General features: G+C 34.5%; 21 protein-coding genes. 3 read left to right on the plus strand and 18 right to left on the minus strand.

The genetic code is table 11. From position 1 onward, the window contains the following. Positions 1 to 7: 7 nt before the first annotated feature. The 7 genes from CA2559_RS03540 to CA2559_RS03570 form a co-directional block, all read right to left on the minus strand. On the minus strand, positions 8 to 1,231 hold the full coding sequence (locus tag CA2559_RS03540) for a murein hydrolase activator EnvC family protein (protein WP_013186471.1): 1,224 nt from the start codon (positions 1,229 to 1,231) through the stop codon (positions 8 to 10). Further along, positions 1,228 to 2,004, minus strand: coding sequence for a DUF4292 domain-containing protein (locus CA2559_RS03545; protein ID WP_041240893.1), 777 nt, complete (start codon positions 2,002 to 2,004; stop codon positions 1,228 to 1,230). The genes CA2559_RS03540 and CA2559_RS03545 overlap by 4 nt, the downstream gene beginning before the upstream one ends. Further along, the gene (locus CA2559_RS03550) at positions 2,004 to 3,302 is read right to left on the minus strand and encodes a tetratricopeptide repeat protein (RefSeq protein ID WP_013186473.1); all 1,299 of its coding nucleotides are present in this window, start codon (positions 3,300 to 3,302) and stop codon (positions 2,004 to 2,006) included. The genes CA2559_RS03545 and CA2559_RS03550 overlap by 1 nt, the downstream gene beginning before the upstream one ends. Before the next feature lie 83 nt (positions 3,303 to 3,385). Continuing rightward, positions 3,386 to 4,396, minus strand: a complete 1,011-nt coding sequence (locus CA2559_RS03555) for a sugar phosphate nucleotidyltransferase (protein ID WP_013186474.1) — start codon at positions 4,394 to 4,396, stop codon at positions 3,386 to 3,388. 55 nt (positions 4,397 to 4,451) lie between these two features. Next, complete coding sequence (dut, locus tag CA2559_RS03560; RefSeq protein ID WP_013186475.1) at positions 4,452 to 4,886, minus strand: dUTP diphosphatase; 435 nt, start codon at positions 4,884 to 4,886, stop codon at positions 4,452 to 4,454. 68 nt (positions 4,887 to 4,954) lie between these two features. Beyond that, a complete protein-coding gene (locus CA2559_RS03565) occupies positions 4,955 to 6,409 on the minus strand; it encodes an oligosaccharide flippase family protein (protein WP_041240895.1) in 1,455 nt (484 codons plus the stop codon). 41 nt (positions 6,410 to 6,450) lie between these two features. Continuing rightward, positions 6,451 to 8,145, minus strand: coding sequence for an ABC transporter ATP-binding protein (locus CA2559_RS03570; protein ID WP_013186477.1), 1,695 nt, complete (start codon positions 8,143 to 8,145; stop codon positions 6,451 to 6,453). Positions 8,146 to 8,358: 213 nt separating this feature from the next. On the opposite strand from CA2559_RS03570, the gene CA2559_RS03575 reads away from it, so the two are divergent. Both CA2559_RS03575 and CA2559_RS03585 read left to right on the plus strand, forming a co-directional pair. After that, positions 8,359 to 11,823, plus strand: a complete 3,465-nt coding sequence (locus CA2559_RS03575) for a M4 family metallopeptidase (RefSeq protein ID WP_013186478.1) — start codon at positions 8,359 to 8,361, stop codon at positions 11,821 to 11,823. A gap of 148 nt (positions 11,824 to 11,971) precedes the next feature. After that, positions 11,972 to 12,754: a DUF4382 domain-containing protein gene (locus tag CA2559_RS03585; protein ID WP_041240896.1), complete on the plus strand. Its 783-nt coding sequence runs from the start codon at positions 11,972 to 11,974 to the stop codon at positions 12,752 to 12,754. A gap of 437 nt (positions 12,755 to 13,191) precedes the next feature. On the opposite strand, the gene CA2559_RS03590 is transcribed toward CA2559_RS03585, so the two are convergent. The 5 genes from CA2559_RS03590 to CA2559_RS03610 form a co-directional block, all read right to left on the minus strand. After that, positions 13,192 to 13,659 carry a type II secretion system protein GspG gene (locus CA2559_RS03590; RefSeq protein WP_013186480.1) on the minus strand — a complete coding sequence of 156 codons (468 nt, stop codon included), beginning with the start codon at positions 13,657 to 13,659 and terminating at the stop codon, positions 13,192 to 13,194. A 76-nt stretch (positions 13,660 to 13,735) separates the two neighbouring features. Further along, a complete protein-coding gene (locus CA2559_RS03595) occupies positions 13,736 to 14,449 on the minus strand; it encodes a 3'-5' exonuclease (RefSeq protein ID WP_013186481.1) in 714 nt (237 codons plus the stop codon). 45 nt (positions 14,450 to 14,494) lie between these two features. Next, positions 14,495 to 15,646 (minus strand): serine hydrolase domain-containing protein, encoded by a 1,152-nt coding sequence (locus tag CA2559_RS03600; RefSeq protein WP_013186482.1) that lies wholly within the window; start codon positions 15,644 to 15,646, stop codon positions 14,495 to 14,497. 15 nt (positions 15,647 to 15,661) lie between these two features. Beyond that, entirely contained in the window at positions 15,662 to 16,159 is a 498-nt protein-coding gene (locus CA2559_RS03605; protein WP_013186483.1) for a methylated-DNA--[protein]-cysteine S-methyltransferase, read from the minus strand. Then, positions 16,140 to 17,231, minus strand: coding sequence for a CNNM domain-containing protein (locus CA2559_RS03610; protein WP_013186484.1), 1,092 nt, complete (start codon positions 17,229 to 17,231; stop codon positions 16,140 to 16,142). The genes CA2559_RS03605 and CA2559_RS03610 overlap by 20 nt, the downstream gene beginning before the upstream one ends. 140 nt (positions 17,232 to 17,371) lie before the next feature. Between CA2559_RS03610 and CA2559_RS03615 the strand changes: the two genes are divergently transcribed. Further along, positions 17,372 to 17,785: an NUDIX domain-containing protein gene (locus tag CA2559_RS03615; protein ID WP_013186485.1), complete on the plus strand. Its 414-nt coding sequence runs from the start codon at positions 17,372 to 17,374 to the stop codon at positions 17,783 to 17,785. On the opposite strand, the gene hemB is transcribed toward CA2559_RS03615, so the two are convergent. From hemB to hemE, 6 genes are all read right to left on the minus strand, one after another. After that, positions 17,780 to 18,766 carry a porphobilinogen synthase gene (gene hemB, locus CA2559_RS03620; protein WP_013186486.1) on the minus strand — a complete coding sequence of 329 codons (987 nt, stop codon included), beginning with the start codon at positions 18,764 to 18,766 and terminating at the stop codon, positions 17,780 to 17,782. The genes CA2559_RS03615 and hemB overlap by 6 nt on opposite strands. Then, a complete protein-coding gene (locus CA2559_RS03625) occupies positions 18,766 to 19,413 on the minus strand; it encodes a tetratricopeptide repeat protein (protein WP_041240897.1) in 648 nt (215 codons plus the stop codon). The genes hemB and CA2559_RS03625 overlap by 1 nt, the downstream gene beginning before the upstream one ends. Before the next feature lie 11 nt (positions 19,414 to 19,424). Continuing rightward, positions 19,425 to 20,327 carry an oxygen-dependent coproporphyrinogen oxidase gene (gene hemF / locus CA2559_RS03630; RefSeq protein WP_013186488.1) on the minus strand — a complete coding sequence of 301 codons (903 nt, stop codon included), beginning with the start codon at positions 20,325 to 20,327 and terminating at the stop codon, positions 19,425 to 19,427. A 12-nt stretch (positions 20,328 to 20,339) separates the two neighbouring features. Next, positions 20,340 to 21,086 carry an EI24 domain-containing protein gene (locus tag CA2559_RS03635; protein WP_041240898.1) on the minus strand — a complete coding sequence of 249 codons (747 nt, stop codon included), beginning with the start codon at positions 21,084 to 21,086 and terminating at the stop codon, positions 20,340 to 20,342. Between the two features lie 3 nt (positions 21,087 to 21,089). Beyond that, positions 21,090 to 21,566: a DUF6973 domain-containing protein gene (locus tag CA2559_RS03640; protein WP_013186490.1), complete on the minus strand. Its 477-nt coding sequence runs from the start codon at positions 21,564 to 21,566 to the stop codon at positions 21,090 to 21,092. Between the two features lie 84 nt (positions 21,567 to 21,650). After that, positions 21,651 to 22,682: a uroporphyrinogen decarboxylase gene (hemE, locus tag CA2559_RS03645; RefSeq protein WP_013186491.1), complete on the minus strand. Its 1,032-nt coding sequence runs from the start codon at positions 22,680 to 22,682 to the stop codon at positions 21,651 to 21,653. Between the last annotated feature and the right edge of the window lies 1 nt (position 22,683).

Genomic DNA, 22,683 nt, shown 5'->3' on the forward strand with positions numbered 1-22,683 from the left:
AATCACATTACATTTTAAACACCCAACTTGCTGGATTCAGTTTTTGGGTGTTTTTATATATAAGGAAGTAAAGCGTTGTTTTTCCTGTAGCGGTACTTTTTCCTATTTCGCCAAGATCTTGATTAATATCTACATCATCTCCTTTTCTTACAGATACGCTAGATAGGTTAGAGTAAATTGTAATATAGTCACCATGTCTTACCATCACTACTTTATTAGCACCCTTTACAGCTTGTATCTCACTTACCTTTCCTCCAAATACTGCACGAGCACGACCCTTATCTTCAGTATCTATCCTAACACCATTACTTGAAATTGTGGTAGACTTTACAATAGGATGTGGTTGTGTACCAAAACGCATAGAAACCACACCATTTTTAACTGGCCATGGTAACTTACCCTTGTTTTGTTCAAATTTAGATGCTAAGGCTTTAGATTCTGGTGTAGCTTTAAAACGACCACGATCCACATCTTCTTTAGCAGCGCCTTTATTACTTTTTGCAATGGCTTCCCTAATAATGCGGTCTATCTCATTATCTATACGGTTAATTTCTTGCTGTTTCTTACGAATCTCAGCAGTAAATTGACCTTCTTTCTTTCGTATTTGTGCAACTAATACTTCTTGCGCCTCTTTATCTTTTCTTAATTGCGCTTGTACAACTTTATTTTCTTTAATGAGTTTGTCTTTATCCTTACGCTGCTCAATTAAATCTGCATTTAAGGTTTGCAGCATTTTTGTGCGTTCTTGTATTTGCTCACCTTGCTCTTTACGATACTCTGTATATTGTTTCATATACTGTACACGTTTATAAGCTTGCAAAAAGTTTTTAGAAGATAACAAGAACATAATTCTGTTTTGGTTACTTCGGCTTTTATATGATTTGACAATCATCTTGTCATAATCTTCTTTTAAGCTCACTAACTCATCCCTAAATTTTTCAATTTTCTTTATGTTATTGTTTATGTTTCGAGTAAGCAGATTAGCTTGTTGGTTAGTAACCTTAATTAGCCGTTCTGTTGTAGAAATTTGAGTATCTAAGTCTTCAACCTGAGTTAATACAGATTTTTGCTTTTTCAAGTTACTTGTACGTAAGGCATTAATACGCTTAATTTCCTGTTGTAACTCAAAACGCCTGTTTTCTAACTCTTTACGTTTGCTGTCTTGTGCATGAGACAAAAATCCTCCTAAAAGAAGGCTTATTATTACTAAGGTTTTTAGTACTCTACTCATTTAAGTTCAATTTCATCATAACCACTTGGGATACTAAAAGGAAAGCTTACATCTACATTAAACTCTACAGACCTGTATTCTATATCTATTAATGTGTTTTTATTGTTTTGGTTTGCAACAATATTTATTTCATTTGGAAACACTTGACCAGAAATAGTTTGATAAGTGGGATAGGTCACAATTGCACTTTGGTTTTCATTATTATTTACCAACTGCTGCGCTTCTGTTTTATATGTTGATGCGTTTAGCAAAAATAACCTCGTAAATAAATCAAATTGTTTTTTTGGTTGAAGAACATAACCACGATCTGAAGTTTCTAATATGTAAGGCTCTTGTCTTAGGTCATAAATTGTTTGGCCTAATAAGATGTTTTGAACTTTATTAAAATCTAATTCAGTTCCTAGTACATCAGATAATAACCTAAAATCACCATCAAAATAACTTCCTGAAATTTTCTCGTAATATTTAACGCTATTAGGTGTAATTAAAACTTTAGCAAGTGGTATACCTAATATATTAGCACTCATCCATATGGCTTTATCTTTTTCCATACGTATGCTTACAGAAACGTTTTGAGTTTGCTTCTCATCTTGGTACCGCACTTTTAAACGACCTGCTAGCGTTTCAAAACTAACTGCATTTTCATAATGTTTTTTAATAACATTTGCTGTTGCTAAATCTGTAGTGCCACTGGTTTCTGACACCAATTTTTTGCTTCCGCAAGACATTAGTATCAAAACGATGCAAAGTGATAATAGTGGTTTGTAGGTCATTAATTGGCTTGTTTTTTAGCTTGGGTAGCTCTATTTAAAAACTCTGTAGCTTTTGCATTATTGCCCATACCTTTATATGCCTCGCTCATTTGAGTGAACATATCTGCTTGCATTTGAGCATCTTCAATAATATAATCTATGCCAAATTCTAAACTTTCTAAGGCTTTATTAAAATTGGATGTGTTGTTATAGGCCACACCTTGTAACAAATAGAGTAGTGGTTGTGAAGGGTATACCTCTAATGCTTTTGATGTGGTAATAATAGCTTCTTTAAATTGAAGTGCATCAATTTGTAATAAAGCTAGGTTTTTTAATACTACATAGTCTGTAGGATAGTCGTTTAGCGCCTCAAAAAAATATGCTAACGCTTTAGGCTTATCTTTCTGCTCTAAATAAAACAAACCTAATTCTTTAGGGTCTTTATCATTGTCTTCATCACTTAATACAGATTCTAATTCATTTGAAACCTCAGGGTTTTCAGTAGAATAACGCATAAAGTCTTTAAGAACCTTTCCTTTTGTTTCCTTATCTACTTGATTGCTTTTTAAGACTATTTTCATAGATGCAATTGCATTTTCAACTTGGCCTTTTTCTAGATAACCTTTGTAAAGTGCTAAATGTGCAGGTTCTGCATCTGGATGCGCTTTTAATAGGCGCTGTGCAGTTGAAAAGGCTTTATCATTAGCTGCCATCTCACTATAAACATATATAAGGTTGAGGTAATTTTGAATATTGCCTGGAGCTGCCTTTATCTGTTGCTCTAATCTGTTAGCTTGTGCTTCTTTATTATTTGTTTGGTTGTAAATAACACGGCGTAAATTATCTCTGTAAATACTGGAACCTTGAGCATTGTCTATCTCATCTAACTGCTCTATAGCCTTATCAAATTCTTTAGTACGTTGGTAAAGCTTAGCCAAGTCTTCCTTATAAATAATGTTATAAGAAATAAGCTGTTTTACTGTTGTTACTGCAGCCTGGAAATCCTGTTTACTAAATTGTACATCATACAATTCTTTTAAGATGTCTTCATCATCTTTTCGATAAACCAACGCTTCTTTTAGGCTTTCTTCTGCAGCGTCATATTGTTTTAAGGCGTTGTAGTTTTTCCCTAATTCAAAATGAATGACTGCATTTTTAGGCTCTTGTGCTAAACAACGCTGTAATGCTTGAATGGCACGATCATAATTTTCTATACCCTTTTGTTTTAAAGCTTCAAAAAACTGCTCTTTAAATGTATTAGATACATTACCTAAATCATCTACATTTATATCTTGTTGGGCATCATCTTCCTGTGCCATCAACAGTGTTGAAGACAAAAAGAAAGTTAAAAAGATACAGATGAGTTTCAAGCGTATAAAATTTATAATTTTTAAATCAACTTTTATTCCAACTTAGAGTAATCTCCAATACTAATTTCGGTAAAATCGCCATTATATACAGCGTGACTACCAATCATAGCATTGTTAAGTTTTGCGTTCTTTATTACAGTATTGTGCTGTACTAAACTGTTTTTTATGGTAACATCTGTAAGTTTACAGTTATCTCCCAAAGAAACATTAGGACCAACGGTAGTGTTTTCTAACACAACATTTTCACCTATATAGCAAGGCTCGATAATTTCAGAATTTGTTAATGTAACAGTATCGCTAACTAAAGAATTGCCATCTTCTTTTAGGAACTGTAGCATTCTAGAATTAGTATCGACAGTAACAGTTTTGTTACCACAATCCATCCATTCATCTATTTGACCGGTTTTAAATACATTTCCGCTAGTCATCATTCCTAAAATACCGTCATTTATTTGATACTCGCCACCACGAAGAATGTTGTTTTCGAGCACACTTTGTAAGTGTTCTTTTAAAACTTCAACCTTTTTAAAATAGTAAATACCTATTACAGCAAGATCTGAAACTTCTTCTTCTGGTTTTTCTACCAAGGCTGTAATTTCATTATTATCATTAAGTTGTACAACACCATATTGTGAAGGATCTTCGACCTGCTTTACCCATATTACAGCATCTGCGCTAGGATCTAGTTTAAAGTCTGCTCTAAATAACGTATCTGCATATGCTACTACTGCAGGACCATTTAAAGAATCTGCAGCACACATAATAGCGTGACCAGTTCCCATTGGTTTATCTTGATAATAAATAGTGCCTTTAGCACCTAACTGTCCGGCAATCTCACGTAAATCTACTTCTACCTTTTCACCAAAATCTTCTCCAATAATAAATGCAATTTCATCAATTGGTTCATTTAAAACTTTTGCAATATCTTCTACCAATCTGTGTACAATTGGTTTACCTGCAATAGGAATTAATGGTTTAGGTACTGTAAGTGTATGTGGGCGTAGCCTAGAACCTCGACCTGCCATTGGAACAATAATTTTCATATCTCTTGTCCTGTTTAGGACTAATTTTAGTTAGTTAATTTTTAAAATGTACGTGTTATTTTGTACCAGTACTACCAAAGCCACCTTCACCTCTAGAGGTTTCAGATAGTGTAGTTACTTCCTGCCAATCAGCTCTTTCATGCTTGGCTATAACCAATTGAGCTATGCGCTCACCATCTTCTATTTTAAAGTTTTCGTTGCTCAAATTTACAAGAATCACTCCAATTTCACCTCTATAATCTGCATCTATTGTACCAGGCGCATTTAATACAGTAATTCCTTTTTTAGCTGCCAAGCCGCTACGTGGTCTAACCTGAGCTTCTATACCAATAGGAAGTTCAATAAACAATCCTGTTTTTATAATAGCACGCTCTAATGGTTTTAAGATTACCGATTCACTTAGGTGTGCTCTTAGGTCCATTCCTGCAGAAGCGATGGTTTCGTAATGAGGTAGTTTATGAGATGATTTATTAATAATATTAATGGTCATATACTAGTTTGTTTGTTAGTCTTAATTGTAACTCAAAATATTGTCTTTTATTGAAAGAGATTCTGTATCTATTTTAAAAATTGTTTAAGTTCCTTGCGCTCTGAAACATATAAAGCCCCAAAAAACACAGCTATTAATAACACTCCTATAATAAGGTTGCCTCTAAACAACAAGAACGAAAGTGCAGAAAACCCAAGAGCCAAAACAGTAAAAATCCCCAGTTTTTTTAAATTATAAGGTATAGGGTAGTGTTTTTTGCCAAAATACCAGGATAAAATCATCATTGTGCCATATGCAGATAATGTGGCAATTGCCGAACCCTTATAACCAATACTTGGAATTAGCCAGAAATTTAAGGCCAATGTAACTAAGGCTCCAACAATTGAGAAGTATGCACCAAATTTAGTGCGGTCTGTAATCTTATACCAAACAGAAAGATTAAAGTAAATACCCAAGCATAAATTTGCTAATAAGATATAAGGCACTACAGGCATTGCTTCCCAATAAGATTCATCGCTTATAAAAAGCTCTTTTAAAACATCAACAAACACAATAACAGAAAGTAAAATGCCTAAGCCAATTAACACAAAGTATTTTGTAATTACAGCATAAGTTTCTTTTGAGTTTTTTTCTTTGGAGTGGCTAAAGAAAAAAGGCTCGATTCCTAATCTAAATGCAGTGGCAAAAAGAGTAATAAACAATGCCAATTTATAACAAGCTGAATATTCACCAATTTGAGACTCTGCAGTTTCTGGTGGTAATAAGTAATCTAATAAAATTCTATCAAAAGTTTCATTAACTGCGTACGCCAAGCCTGCTATCATAACTGGAAACCCAAATCGAAGCATTTTCTTTAATAGTGAAAAGTTTATTCTAAGTTTAATTTTAAAGTAAAGAGGAACCAACATTAAAAGTGTTAGTAAGCTGGCAATTAGATTAGAAATAAAGATATATGAAACCTCTGCACCAGAAAACCAAATACTATTCCAAAACACTTCTTTAGAAGGGTTTATAAGATCTTTTAAAATAACTAGGAAGAAAACATTTAACCCCAAGTTTATAGCAACATTAACTATCTTTAATATGCTATAAAGCATAGATTTTCCTTTCGCTCTTAATATTGAGAAAGGGATGATTACCAAGGCGTCTAAAACTAAAATCCAGATCACGAAAGTGATATACTTAACATCAATATTTATTAAAGATGCTAAGTGAGATTTTAGGTACAGTGCTAAGCCTAAAAAAATTATGGAGCTAATTGCAATAGAGAGTGCAGATGTGCCTTTTACACTGTTTTTAGTCTTATCATCGTGATAAAACCTAAAGAAAGCAGTTTCCATACCGTAGGCTAGGATAACATTAAAAACAACTATCCAAGCAAATATTATTGAAACTTTACCGTATTCCTGAGTAGGCAGCAAGTCTGTATAAAGTGGCAATAAAACAAAACTCATCATTCTAGGTATGACCGTAGCTAGGCCATAAATAACGGTTTGCTTAAATAAGTTTTTTAGAACACTCAATCGTATTGATTTAAAGTGTAAAAGTAGGAAACTTTATAGGATTAGATGCCTTTAGGAATAGCTGCTATTAAACGTTTGGTGTAATGCGTTTTTGGGTTTTCATAAATATGGTCTGGATCACCTTGCTCTTCAATCTGTCCTTTATTCATGACAATAAGCTCATCTGCCATATACTTAACAACAGACAAATCATGAGAAATAAAGATATAGGTAAATCCAAAATCTTCTTTTAACTCATTTAACAAATTAAGCACTTGCGCTTGCACAGAGATGTCTAGGGCAGAAACAGATTCATCACACACAATTAGTTTTGGTTGCAATGCTATAGTTCTAGCTATACCAATACGTTGGCGTTGGCCGCCACTAAACTCGTGAGGATACCTATAATAGTGTGAAGCGTCTAAGCCTACGCGTTTTAAAATAGAAATTACTTTTTCTTTACGCTCGTCATCGTTTTGGTATAATTTATGAACTTTCATAGGCTCTTCAATTGCTTTACCAACAGTAATCCTTGGGTTTAATGAAGAAAATGGGTCCTGAAAAATTAACTGAATATCTTTACGTAAAACCCTTAAAGCTTTGCCCTTTAATTTAGTAATATCTTCTCCCTTATAAAATACTTTACCCTTCGTAGCCTTGTGAAGTTGTAGAATAACATTTCCAAGTGTAGATTTTCCGCATCCACTTTCACCAACCAATCCTAAGGTCTCACCTTCATAAACTTTAAAGCTTACATTATTAACTGCCTTTACAATGGTTGTTTTATTAAATAATCCGGCATTGCTGTAAAACTCTTTATCTACATTAACTACTTCCAATAATGGTTTTTGCTCAAAGAGTTGTTTCCTAAATAAACGTCTTTCATTGTCACTTATCGTTTCTGTTGGTACAGTATTGTTCACAAAGTCACTAACTGTAGGTAGTCTTTTTAAATGAATTTTAGTATTAGGTTTAGATGCAATTAATGCTTTGGTATAAAGTTGCTTAGGTTGCAAAAATATGTCTTCTGTTTTGCCTTCTTCAACAATATTACCTTTGTGCATAACAATAACACGTTGAGCAATTTCTGAAACCAAAGCCAAGTCATGAGATATAAATATAATACTCATTTTAGTTTCTTTCTGAAGCTCCTTTAAAAGCTGAATTATTTCTTTCTGTACAGTTACATCTAATGCTGTTGTTGGTTCGTCTGCAATAAGAATCTTTGGTTTACAGGCAATAGCCATGGCAATCATTACACGTTGCATTTGGCCTCCACTTATTTGATGAGGATAGCTTTTAAAAATATCTTTTGGCCTAGGTAACTTAACCTTTTCAAATAACTGAAGCGTTTCAACCTTAGCTTTAGCAGGTGTTATGTCTTTATGTTGCAATATAATTTCAAGTACCTGTGCTCCGCAAGTCATAGAAGGGTTTAAAGCACTCATAGGTTCTTGAAAAATCATAGCAATCTCTTTGCCTCTTAACATTGTCATTTGGGCGTTAGAATATTCTAGTAGAGAAGTTCCTTCAAATATGATATTACCAGAAGTTATTTTAGAGATTTTCTTAGGCAAAAGACCAGATATAGCGAGAGTAGACACAGATTTCCCAGAACCAGATTCACCAACAACGCCAAGTATTTCGTTAGGTTTAAGATCAAATGATATGTTGTTAACAACCGGAATAAAGTCGTCTTGCGATTTAAAAGCAATGGTTAGGTTCTGTACAGTTAACATATCTTCAAAAGTAATCATCTTTTAACAATTAATAGAGGTAAAGTCGTGGCTTTCAAACTATGGTTAAACCATAATTTTAACAAAAAGAACACTCTATTTGTTAACAATAAGTTAATTTATTGTGCGCTTCAACGATTATAACATAGTGTTTAAATAAAATTCATTTACTTCGGTTACTTTTTGTGAATTCAGGAAGTATTTACACAATTCATTAACTAAACCCTTTATTTTATGAGAAATTTTTATGGAAGTGTATTTTTCGCTCTTTTATTCTGTGCTCCAATGCTACAAGCACAAACAGATCGAAGAGACGAAAAACGCAATGTAAAGCAACCGCCTAAACTAATTGTTTTAGACGATACTCAAAGAAAATCATCTAGCCCTCAAGATGTACTAGGACAAGTTTATAACCTAGGCCAAAACAATCAACTTACTCCTCGAAAGCAATCTACAGATAATCTCGGATTTTCACAGCAAGAATTTCAACAACGCCATCAAGGCATTCCTGTTGAGTTTGCAATTTCAAAACTACATTCTAAACAAGGTATCCCACAAGCAGTAAGTGGTGAGTATTATCCTATAAAAGATTTAGATGTTACAACAACATTAACTAACCAACAAGCATTAATGCGCGCTGTTAACCACATAGGTGCGCAACATTATTTATGGGAATATCCAGATGCAGCTGCAGAAATGGATGGTTACCAAAAACCTACAGGTGACCTAGTAATTTTACCAATGTATAATGGTGATGAAATTTCCACTTACAAGTTAGCCTACAAATTTGATATTTATGCAACGTATCCAATTAGTCGTGGAGATCTTTATATAGATGCTAAAAATGGAGACGCATTATTTTACAATGCAACTATTAAACACGCAAACTCTTTTGGTCACGTAGGTGAGCCAATGGTAACTGTATCTCAATTTGAAGACGATACAACGTATGATAATTATACAAGCATAGCTATGATGGCTAGTGGTACTGCTGCTACACGTTATAGTGGTTCTCGTACTATTGAAACTCAACTTACTGGTGGTAGCTATAGGTTAGCAGATACTGGTAGAGATGTTTATACTCGTGATGCTAAAAATCAGGCGCCAGGAGGCACGTATCCTTACATTAATAATTATGATGAGTTTACAGACAATGATAATAATTGGACAACTGCAGAGCATAGCGCAAATAAAGATAATGCGGCTTTAGATGCTCATTGGGGTGCAATGGAAACGTATGATTACTGGCAACAAGTTCACGGTCGTGATAGTTACAACGGTAGTGGTGCACAAATTAGAAGTTATGTTCACGTAGATAACAATTATGATAACGCATTCTGGAATGGTTCTGTAATGTCTTACGGTGATGGTTCTTCGAATGGTAATGAAGGAAATGGATTTTTTGATGCGTTAACAAGTATAGATGTTGCATCTCACGAAATAGGACATGCTGTAACAACGTTTACTGCAAATCTTGCATACCAAAGAGAATCTGGTGGTCTTAATGAAGGCTTCTCAGATATTTGGGGTGCAGCAGTAGAGCATTTTGCAAAAGGAAATGGAAGTGATACTAATCCAACTGATGAAGTTTGGTTAATTGGAGATGAAATTGATAGACGAAGCGGCTCTGCAGCTCTACGCTCTATGAGTAATCCAACATCATTAGGACAACCAGATACTTATGGAGGACAATTCTGGCAAAACCCTAATTGTGGAACACCAACGCAATCTAATGACTATTGTGGAGTACATACAAACTCTGGTGTATTAAACTACTGGTTTTACTTATTAGTTGAAGGTGGCAATGGTACAAATGACGTTGGCGATGTGTTTTCAGTAAGTGGAATTGGTATGGATAAATCTGCTAAAATTGCCTACAGAACTTTAAATAACTATTTATCTGCAAACTCTACGTTTGCAAATGCAAGAGCTGGCGCAATACAAGCGGCTAAAGATCTTTATGGAGCTGGTGGCGCAGAAGAGCAGGCAGTAACAAATGCTTGGCATGCCGTTAATGTAGGTGATGCTTTTGGTGGAGGAAATGGTGGCTCTAACTATTGTGCCTCTAATGGTAACAGTGTTGCAGATGAGTATATCTCTAGAGTACAATTGGCAGATATTAATAATACTTCTGGTGCCGGAAGCGGTGGATACCAAAATCATACAGCTGTGGAAACAGACTTGGCAAAAGGTGATGTATATACAATTACAATTACACCTACCTGGACAGGAACTGTATATTCTGAGGGCTATGCCGTTTGGATAGATTATAACCAAGATGGTGATTTTTCTGATTCTGGAGAATTAGTTACAAGTGTTGCAGCTACACAAAATACACCTGTAAGTGGTAGCTTTACAGTGCCAACCAATGCTTCAGATGGAGCTACTCGTATGAGAGTTTCTATGAAATATAACGGTGTGCCTAGCGCTTGTGAATCATTTAGCTATGGTGAAGTAGAAGATTATACAGTTAATATTGGAAGCTCTGCTGCAGATACTCAAGCACCTAGTGTACCAACAAATTTATCTGCTTCTAACATCACAGAAACTACAGTAGATTTATCTTGGAATGCTTCAAACGATAATGTTGGAGTAACAGGATATGATGTTTATCAAGGAACTGCTTTATTAGGAACTACAGCTAATACATCTGCTCAAATTACCGGATTATCTTCTGGAACTAATTATACATTTAATGTTCGCGCAAAAGACGACGCAGGAAATGTATCTGGAGCTAGTAATACTGTGTCTGTAACTACAGACTCACCAGCATCTGGTGGTGGTTGTGTAAATGGTATTTCTTCATTCCCTTATTCAGAAGGTTATGAAAGTAATTTAGGAGCTTGGACGCAATCTACTTCAGACGATATAAACTGGACTAGAGACGCTAGTGGTACACCATCTAGCAATACAGGACCATCAAGTGCGGTTGAAGGTAGTTTTTATGTTTTTGTTGAAGCTTCTGGAAACGGTACAGGCTATCCTAACAAACAAGCAATTTTAAATTCACCTTGTATAGATTTATCTGCTACTGCACAACCAAATTTTACATTTAAGTATCATATGTATGGTGCATCAGATATGGGAAGTTTAAAAGTAGATGTTAGTGATAATGATGGAGCAACTTGGACAACGTTATTCTCCGAAACAGGAAATAAAGGAAATGCTTGGCAATCTGCAACTGTAGATCTTTCAGCTTATAATGGATCATCTATTAGACTAAGGTTTAATAGAACTACAGGCTCTACGTGGCAAGCAGATATCGCTATTGATGATGTGAGAGTTATAGATGGTACAGCAGACATTTGCGCAGGTGTTGCACCTTATAGCAGTTCTCAATCTTATAGTACTGGAGATCGTGTTACGTATCAAGGTAATTTATTTGAAAGAACAGCTAGTGGTTGGACAAACTTGGGAGCTTGTGGATCTTCTTTTGGAATCACAAACTTAGTGCCTCAGGCGCCACCAGTTAACTCAACATTTAATATTTACCCTAACCCTGTAAAAGGAACATCTTTACAAGTAGACTTTGTGTCTCAAAAAGAAGCAACATTTACAATAGTTAATATGTTAGGACAGCAAGTTGCAAAAGGAAACTTGAGCAACACGTTAGAAGTAGGAAATCTAGAAAGTGGTATCTATTTACTAAATGCTACTATAGATGGACAAACTATAACAAAACGCTTTATTAAAGAGTAAATTAACCAACACTTAAATGAAAAGGTCGCTTTAGAAATAGAGCGGCCTTTTTTATTTTATGTTAAACGTACACTTAAAATATGTTAATAAGACTTTTCATACATTGATTAACCTCTATTTTTGATAAAATAAAAAATTAAAGATAGTTATGAAATATGTAATTAAAATAAGCTTGATAATGTTAGCTGTTATCTTTTTAGCTTGTAATGAAGATGACTCTTCAAGTGAAGAACCAGCTAGATTAAGTGTTAAGTTAGTTGATGCTCCTGGTGATTATGATGCTGTGTTTGTAGATGTACAAGACGTTGTTGTAAAATATAACGGTAATTTAGATGATGAAGACGATGTTGTAATAGGTGACGTAAATTCTGGTATTTACAACTTATTAGAACTTACTGGTGGAGCTAGCGTATTATTAGTTGATGATAATATACCTGCAGGGAACATAAGTCAGATACGATTAATTTTGGGCACAAACAACTCTGTTGTTGTAGATGGAGAAACATTTCCTTTGAGTACACCAAGTGCACAACAATCTGGATTAAAAATACAGGTAAATGAAACTTTAGAAGGTGGTATTTTTTATGAGTTTATTTTAGATTTTGATGCAGATAAGTCTATCGTAAATCAAGGTAATGGAGGCTATAGTTTAAAGCCAGTCATAAGAGCATCTACAGTAGCGGAAAGTGGTGCAATTTCAGGAACAGTAAACCCAAGTGACTTTCAAACAGAAGTTATAGCGGTTTCAGGCGAATTAGAGATTACTACATATACAGATGCTACAGGTAATTTTGTTTTAAGCGGCGTTCCAAATGGTGTTTATATAGTATCGATAAACCCAGATCCAGAATCAGGATTTGAATCACAAACTTTTGTTGATGTTGAGGTGGTTAATGGTGAGGTTACATCTATAGGTAATGTAGAGCTTTAAAATTAATTTTATAAATACACTAAGCCGCTTTAGAAATAGAGCGGCTTTTTTATTATGTATTAACTGAAAAGTTATCTATAAACTCTTTATAGAAGAGAAGTAATGGGTCTAATGCTTGCCCCAAATTTTTAAATTGAAGATGATAACTGGTTTTTAAATGATAACTACTAGCAATGTCAAGGCAATAATTCTTTATTCAACTGTTTTTTAATTTTTCTCTGGTTAACAGAAAACTTAGAATTAAAATAATACCTATTCCGATTACTAACAAACCGTATTTGAATAATCCTGTTAGAAAAAATATAGGAAATCCAACATAACGACCTTTTTCAGATATTTGAACAAGATCAGATATGATGTTAGAATTCTCTAAAAAGAAATAGCAGATAATACAGAATAAGCTAATTATGTATAGTCTTATGATTATTGAATTTCTTTTATTGCGATTTAATGTCATCTTCAGTTTTAAATTTGCCATCAGAACCAGCAGATGTAATTAAAAATCCTTTGCCATTATTTGTTATTTCAAACTGATATTCTCGATTCCACGCATCTTTTTTCCAACCTTGTCTAATAGGACTATTTCCGATTAATTCGTTCAGTTCCTTTGGATATTTCCCGAGCTTTTCATTCCAGTTTTCCATTCTCTTACTCATTTCATGTATTTCTTTTTTCGTTTTATCTGGAAATACTGATGTCCTTTGGTAAGTAAAAAATAGAATTGCACTTATACTTCCTATAATTAAAACAGCAATTAAAATTAATGCACTCGGTTGCATAAAATATTTTTGAATCGGTCTTTTAGTACCGTCTTCTCTTTCTTTTTTACTTATCCGCTTTTGGTGTTTATAATCTTCGCGAATCAGTCCAAAATCTGCTAAAATCGAAAGTATTAATTCAATCATTTAGTTCTTTTCTCAAATGTGCTACAACTTCCTATAGTTTGAAGTTCAAATGTAGTAGTCTAAGTTCTTAAAATCTTTAAACTGAAAGTACCTCTGAGTCATGCAAAAGCTCTTCATTTCTTAATCTTAAGAATATTTGGGCTACAGAAACGGTGTCTTTTTCACAGTATATAATAATACGATCAACATCTTTTTCATTATAGAAAACATCACGAACCTGGCTACCATCAATATCATCTTTAGGTGAAGGAATCCCTAATATTTTGGTAAGTAATTTTAGAGACGTATAATGTTTGTAATCCCCAAATTTCCAAAGTTCCAATGTATCTAGATGTGGTATTTCCCAAGGTTTTTTTCCAAATAAATTAAGTTTAAATGGCAGCTCGATATGATGTATTATCATACGGCGAGCAATAAAGGGAAAGTCAAATTCTTTACCGTTATGAGCACAAAGCAAATGATGAGGTCTATTAAAATGAGATTCTAAAAGCCCCTTAAAATCTCTTAATATTTTTGGTTCATCTCCGTGAAAAGAGGTTGTTCTAAACTGCCTGCTGTCACCTTGAATTTTAAAATATCCTACAGATATGCAAACTATCTTACCAAATTCTGCCCAAATACCTGCACGATCATAAAAGTCTTCTGGTGTAAACTCGTCTTTACGTTGGTATTGAGTTTTAGTTTCCCAAAGTAATTTTGTATCATCATCTAACTCACTCCACTGTTTATACTCTGGTACAGTTTCAATATCTAAAAATAAAATGTGCTCAAGATTAAGCTTAGAAATCATAGTTTATCTATTTAAATGAAAAGATAACTAAAAAAATAACGCCTTTTAATGTTCGGCCATCATGCTGTAGGCTTCTTCTATGTAAGTATAAAAATCTTGGGTAAATGGTTTATCTACAAACTGCCCACGTTTATGACCTAAGCGAACAATGATGACATTATCTTCTGGTATAGTTATTACATACTGCCCTAAAATACCGCGCATTGCAAAAATATCTTTTCCCAAATGGTTACTTAACCAAAATCCATAACCGTATTCAGGACTGTCTTTAAATCTTGGCTCGATTGCAGTGCTAACAAAAGATGAATCTAACAGCTGTTCTCCGTTCCAGGCACCTTTGTCTTTATAAAGTTTACCAAAGCGGGCAAAATCTTTAGCGTTGCTTGCAATGCAACAATATGATTTTTCCATTCCAGAGTCTTCACTATCTAATTGCCAGGTTGCATCTTCAAAACTTTCCATTGGTGTCCAGAAACTTTCTTGCAAATAGTCTGTTAGTGTTTGGTTGGTCGCTTTTTCTATTACCATTCCTAAAAGCTGTGTGTTACCACTTAGGTATTTATAGGATTCACCTGGGTTTTCAACAACATTTAACCCTAAAATTACATCTCTTATATTAGTGTCATAATACGATCTTGCGGTTAAGGAAAATGGACTTGAGTAACTCTCGTCCCAATTTAGCCCAGAAGACATAGACGCCAAATCTCCTACGGTCATTTCTTTGCCTAGGTCTGTATTAAACTTTGGAAAGAAATCTGCTACAGGTTGGTCTAAACCAGTAATAAAACCATCTCGGATGGCTTTGCCTAAAAGTGTTACGGTAATACTTTTAGCCATTGAAAAGCTATTGGTTTTAGAAGTGTCTGAATAGCTTTCAGCATAGTCCTCATACCAAATACTATCATTTTTTATAATGACATACGCTATGGTTCCTAATCTATCGTTTATTTCATTTAAGGTTGTTGTTGGTGTTGCTTGATTGTATAGCTTGTGTTTAGGCCAATCTTGAGGGTTTTCTGCCTCAATTAACCTATTGTCAAAATACTTAGCATCATCTATAAAAGCAGTTGTATGGCCAGTTAGGTAAACAACGCGAACACCTTTAAGGATATAATCATAATCAAAGATATAGAGTAGTACTATGGCCAAACCAATAATTAGCAGTATCCCTTTAAAAACAGATTTTAAAAATTTCATGAATATATCTAATGTTTAAAACAATGTACCTTGTGTAACAGCACTTTCGTGATTTAGTAGCCATTCTTTACGCCAAATGCCACCAGCATAACCGGTCATACTACCATCACTACCTATAACCCGATGACACGGAATTACTATAGATATAGGATTCTTACCATTAGCACTAGCTGCGGCACGAATTACTTTTGGGTCACCCAAAGCTTTCGCCATATCTAAATAAGATGATGTTTTAGAAAACGGAATTGTACACAGTTGTTGCCACACCTTCTGTTGAAACTCTGTGCCTTGAGGGTTTAATTTAAAAGTAAAATCTTTAGTTTTCTTGGTAAAGTAATCTGTAAGCTCTTGTACGGCTATGGATAAGCTTTTGGGAATATCTTCGGTAAAGGGTTTGGCATCTTCTAAAAATAAAATAGACTGTACGCCATTTTCATCTCCTAAAACTTGAATAGCACCTAGAGGAGAACTAATAATAGCTTCATCTAATTTATTAAGCTTTAGAGGATCCATCTTCATTAGCTTTTTTAGACTCTAATAATCCCATACGTTTTGCGCGGTTTTCCCAGTTTTTTCTAGCTAGCTCCTGCATATCTTCCACACGGTCACTCTCATCCATAATTTCTAGACCTAAAAGCGTTTCAATAATATCTTCCATGGTTACAATCCCTACAGAATTACCATATTCATCTGATACCATGGCAATATGTGCGCGTTTCTCAACAAAAAATTCAAAAAGTTCTGGTATCGGTGTGTTGTTAGAAGTCATTAAGATATCACGCCTTAATGTAGATAAAGCGTCTGGTCCTTTGTTGTCTAACATTTCCTCTAGCACATCATCTTTAAGAATAAAACCAGTAATGTTATTAGTTTTCTCTTTATAAACAGGAATTCTAGAAAATTTTAAATGCTTGTGTTCTTGGTAAAACTCTTCGATAGTCTTTGTTTCATCTTCAATAATAGCTACAGAAAATGGTGTCATTACATCTTTAGCTTCAACAGACTTAAAGACCAATAAATTTTTAATTACAGTGGTTTCATTTTCTTCAAAAACGCCTTCTTCTTCAGCGGCGTCTGTAATAGCCATAAACTCTTCTCTGGACATTGTACTTACGTGCGCAGATTTTCCAATAAGTTTTGTGGTAAGTGTAAGAATCCAAAGTATACCCGTATATTTTAACGGAAACATAATAAGCTTTAAGAACTTTGCTGTAAAGTTTCCTAAGCTTTTCCAATAGGTAGCACCAATGGTTTTAGGAATTATTTCTGAAACAACAAGAATTAATACCGTCATAATTGCAGACACAATACCTACAGAATTATTTCCACTTCCAAAAGCCTTTTCTGCTTGCACACCTACCAAGATGGCACCAACCGTATGCGCTACGGTATTTAATGTTAAGATGGCTATTAATGGCTTGTCTATATCTTTTTTAAACTCTGCCAGAGTTTGTGCGTAGCCTTTCCCTTCTTTAGTTTTAATTTTAATAAATGTTGGTGTAACACTTAAAAGAGCTGCTTCTAAAATCGAGCATAAAAACGAAAAAAAGATAGAAACTACCGCGTAAATTATGAGTAATGTCATTAGATGATAAATTTTTGTGACAAGTTAAGGAAATAGACAATGTCTTTGTATTAATCCTTTCTGAAAAATAATGATTAACGCTAAACCTTTCTTACTTTTAGTATAGAATTGAATTATACCACTTAAAAAATTTAGAAAAGATGCCAAAACAAGAGATTAGCATTACTACAGATGCTGTAATTTTTTCTACATTATCCAATACAGATTATGTATTACTCATACAGCGTAAAAACGATCCGTTTAAAGATGAGTGGGCGCTTCCTGGAGGTTTTTTAGAAACAGATGAAACCTTTGAAACAGGAGCTAAACGAGAATTAAAAGAAGAAACAGGATTGGATGTAAAGGCTCTTAAACAAATAGGAGTTTTTGGAGCTATTGGCAGAGACCCAAGAGGACGAACTATTAGTATTGCTTTTGTAGGAACAATATCTAGCACTCCTAAAGTTGAAGCTGCAGACGATGCAAAAAATGCCAAATGGTGGCCTTTAAATAACCTTCCTAATTTGGCATTTGATCATTCTGAAATTATAGCAAAAGCTTTAAAAGCGCTATAAAAGTTTTACTGCATCTTTGGCAAAATAGCTAGCAATCATATTTGCGCCAGCTCGTTTAATTGATACTAACTGCTCTAACATTACAGCATCATGATCCAGCCATCCTTTTTCTGCGGCAGCCTTAAGCATAGCATATTCTCCACTTACTTGGTATACAGCTACAGGTACATCAACCGCTTCTTTTACATCTCTTACAATATCTAAGTAACAAAGTCCCGGTTTTACCATAACGATATCTGCACCTTCTTGTACGTCCATAATAGTTTCCTTAATGGCTTCGTCTCTATTCGCTGGATCCATTTGGTAACTTTGTTTATCCTTAGGAACATCTTTTACATCTACAGGAGCAGATGCCAAAGCGTCTCTAAATGGTCCATAAAATGCAGAGGCATATTTAGCCGAATAACTCATAATACCGGTATTATGAAAACCTTCATCTTCTAACAAGCTACGAATCTCGAAAATACGTCCATCCATCATATCACTTGGTGCAACTATATCTGCACCTGCTTTAGCATGAGATAAAGACATTTCTGCCAAAATTGCATTGGTGTCGTCGTTTATTATTTGGCCATCACCCACAACACCATCATGACCAAAAATTGAATATGGGTCTAACGCCACATCTGTCATAACAATCATATCTGGACATGTATCTTTTACGGTCTTTATGGCGCGTTGCATTAGTCCATCTGGATTTAATGCTTCTGTTCCTGCATTGTCTTTTAAGTTATTGGGAACTTTAACAAATAAAAGCACAGAACGCAATCCTAAATCCCAAAGCGACTTTACTTCTGCTTTTAAAAGATCTAAGCTATATCTGTAATAATTTGGCATAGATGCTATTTCATCTTTTACGCCAGAGCCTTCAGTAATAAAAAGCGGTACAATAAAATCATTAGGTGAAAGCATGGTTTCTCTAACTAATCCTCTAATAGATGCGTTAGTTCTTAATCTTCGGTTACGTCTTAATGGATACATTATTCTGTAGGATTTTTTTCAATTTCAAAATAAAAATAACTCATTCCTGTACCGTCATAGGTTTCTAGCAATGGTCTAAATTGTTCTCTTATGATAGTATCTTGGCGGGTTTTACCAAAATCTGAAAAGATTTTATCAAAGTCTTTTAAGGCTACGTCTTTACCAAACACCACTGCTGTTAAAAATGGTTTTTGTGTTAGCACTTGTCTGTAATTTTCTTGAGTTGTACCGTTTAGCGTCCACCTTAACAATGCTTTCTCATAAAAGGGTTTTGCCTTATCTTCTTCGCCAGTAAGTTCATAACCTAAACCATTATGCATAAAAAGTGTAGGTGATTGAAATTCTTCGAAGCGCATGGCGTCTTCTGTATTTTCTAAATACTCTTGGTATCTCTTCTCTCTTAGAAGAATGTCGCTTTTCATAATGTAAGCGCGCTCGTTATGGTAAGTTCTAATACATTGTGTTAGTTCCTTTAAAGCATCATCTATTCTGCTAGCTGTTAAATAGGTTACTGCAGCTCTCATGTGCTCTTCTTGAGATTTAAGTTCTGTTAAAGGCTCAGGATCTGATAAGATGTCCAATTCTTTATTATTCTTACAAGAACTAAGTGTAATTAGTAAGATTAGTATTGTGAAAATATGCTTCATTTTAATTGTGTTTAAACCCAATCTTTGGGGTGTTTTAATACGTGTAATAATTTGTCTTCTTTGGTACCTTTTTCTGGTTTGTAATTATAGCGCCATTGTACGTGAGGCGGAAAGCTCATAAAAATACTTTCTATACGGCCGTTTGTTTTTAAGCCAAACAACGTGCCTTTATCATGTATTAAATTAAACTCTATATAACGACCGCGTCTTATTTCTTGCCAATCGCGTTGTTCTGGTGTAAACGGTATATCTTTTCTTTTCTCTACAATAGGCACATAAGCATCTAAAAAACTATCACCCACTTGTGTAACAAAGTTATACCAATCTGTCATACTTCGTTCTGGTGTGGCTTTACAATGATCAAAAAACAAACCACCTAAACCTCTAGCTTCATCGCGGTGAGCATTATAAAAATAGTCGTCGCATTGTTTTTTGTATAGCGCATAAAAAGAAGGGTCGTGAGCATCACAAACAGATTTGCAAATGCTATGAAAATGAATAGCGTCTTCCTCAAACAAATAATACGGTGTTAAATCTTGACCGCCACCAAACCAACTATCTACCAAAGTGCCGTCTTTCTCATACATTTCGAAATAACGCCAGTTTGCATGTACAGTAGGCGCAAAAGGATTTTTAGGATGTAATACTAAACTTAAGCCACACGCAAAAAAATTAACATCGCCAACGTTAAAGTATTTTTGCATTGCTGGGTTTAACGGTCCGTGAACTTTAGAAATATTCACACCGCCTTTTTCAAATACATCTCCATTTTCTATAACTCGGCTTCTGCCACCGCCACCTTCTTCGCGCTCCCAAAGGTCTTCTTTAAACTTGGCTTTGCCATCAACCGCTTCTAGCTTTGCAGTAATGGTATCTTGTAATGTTTGTATGTAGTTAAAAAACTGTTCTTTCATAGTACTCTTAAACTATAAGGTTTTATGTTGCTGAAGCTTTTCTAGTGTCACCTTACTTGCTGCAGTTACAGATAATGGTAGTACCAGAATAATACCTATGATTGGTATAAAAAGAAATAGTATAAACACCAGACCGTTGCCTATGGCTAAGCCTCTATTTTGTTTTACAAATGAAATACTTTCTGAATAATTATAATGACGCTCCAATGTATAGTCCATATTTCCAAACCCTGCATAATAAGCTTGAACAGCATACAATAATACAGTAGAGAAAATACCTACAACCGGTATAAACCCTATAAGTAGGATAGGTACTGTTAACAATAACTCCATAGTAAGATTACGCACGTTAATTTTTATACCTCGCCATAATTGTTGTGCATTGTTTGTATCTCTGTGTGAATGAACTGCTTGAGGGTTAAAATGTTGCTCAATCTTTTCTGAAACAGGACTCATAAATGGCGCACTTAATGCCATAACAATGTGTTTGTAAAGTATAAGTCCAATTGCAATAATTATAAGACCACCTAAAACAGTGCTAATTGTAGTAAATGTTGCCTTGCCCCAATCCCAGATCCAAGCTTTAGAAATAAGTGAACCGATATTGTCTGACAATCCCCAAGCAGAAATTCCTATTAGCATAGCTGTAACAAAACTAATAACCATTGGGATAGCAAAGTATTTCCACAGTTTTAATTTAGAAATTAAACTGAAACTACTTCTGTAGGCTGATATTGATTTAAAAACTGATGTTATCATAGCTTAAATATAAACCAATTCATTAGGATAACGCTCTACGTCTTCTACCTTGGTAATTTGTTTTGCATTACTAGACTTCTCTTTTAAAAACTGAATTAATTCCTTTTCAGATAGATCTAAAGTTTCAGAAAAAAACTGACGCCCTACCATATTATTATGTAAATCCATAACAGTTTCTAATGGTGCATTGGGTGCTAGTTTTTCGTGAAGCGTAGTTACTTGTTCTGCCCAATCTGTTGCTGCTGCCTCATTTTTTGTGTAAGCTACATTTGCCAAAAGAATGTTCCATAACGCATGTCTAAATGCATTTGGTTTTCCATTTTTATGTTGTGCACTACCAAACTCCTTTTGAGAGATAGACATAGTCTTAGAGGTGGCTTTAAGCGTTGGGCGAATTAACAAGGGACGTTGTATAAAAACAACTCCTAAATTTAGTAATTGCTTTATACTTAGTTTTTTAAGTCTGGACCAGATTTTCATAGTCTTAATCGTTTAGAACCTCTTTATTTCTATAAAAATCGGTGTCTTTATTTTAATACACTTAAATGAGACAAGATTAAATCACTATTTACTTTTATATTCCTTAACAGCTTCAATAAATGCACCTGCATTTTCAATAGGGATATTAGGTAAAATACCATGTCCTAAATTAACTATGTACTTGTCTTTACCAAAAGCATCAATCATTTCAGTAACCATACGCTTAATTTCTTTTGGTGGTGAGAACAAACGCGTAGGGTCAAAATTACCTTGAAGTGTTATACTGTTGTTAGTAAATTTTCTGGCATTTTCTGCAGTTATTGTCCAATCTACACCTAATGCAGATGCGCCACTTTTGCTCATCTCGTCTAAAGCAAACCAACAGCCTTTTCCAAATGCAATTACTGGTGCCATATCTTTTAAGGCATCAATAATTTGTTGAATGTATTGCCAGCTAAATTCCTGATAATCTACTGGAGATAACATGCCGCCCCAAGAATCAAAAACTTGTACTGCATTTACACCAGTTTCAACTTTACGCTTTAAATACGCTATAGTAGTATCTGTTATTTTTTGAAGCAATAAATGAGCAGCAACGGGTTGAGTAAAACAAAACTCTTTAGCTTTATCAAAGTTTTTAGAGCCTTGCCCTTGCACACAATAACATAAAATGGTCCACGGTGACCCTGCAAAACCAATTAATGGCACTTCATTATTAAGTTTTTCCTTAGTCATAGTAATAGCATCCATAACATAACCTAAGGTTTCATCTATATTAGGGACAATAACATCTTGCTCTACTTGTTTTGCTGTGCGTATAGGTGTAGGTAGCCAAGGACCAACGCCTGGCTTCATCTCTACATCTATATTCATAGCTTGAGGGATAACTAATATGTCTGAAAACAAAATAGCAGCATCCATACCATATCGGCGTATAGGTTGCACGGTAATTTCACTTGCTAATTCTGGAGTTTGGCAACGCGTAAAGAAATCATACTTGTGCTTAAGCTCCATAAATTCTGGCAGATAACGACCTGCTTGTCTCATCATCCAAACTGGAGGACGCTCAACAGACTCGCCTCTTAATGCTTTTAAAAATAAATCGTTTTTTATCATA

Source organism: Croceibacter atlanticus HTCC2559, assembly GCF_000196315.1.
Taxonomy (GTDB): Bacteria; Bacteroidota; Bacteroidia; order Flavobacteriales; family Flavobacteriaceae; genus Croceibacter; species Croceibacter atlanticus.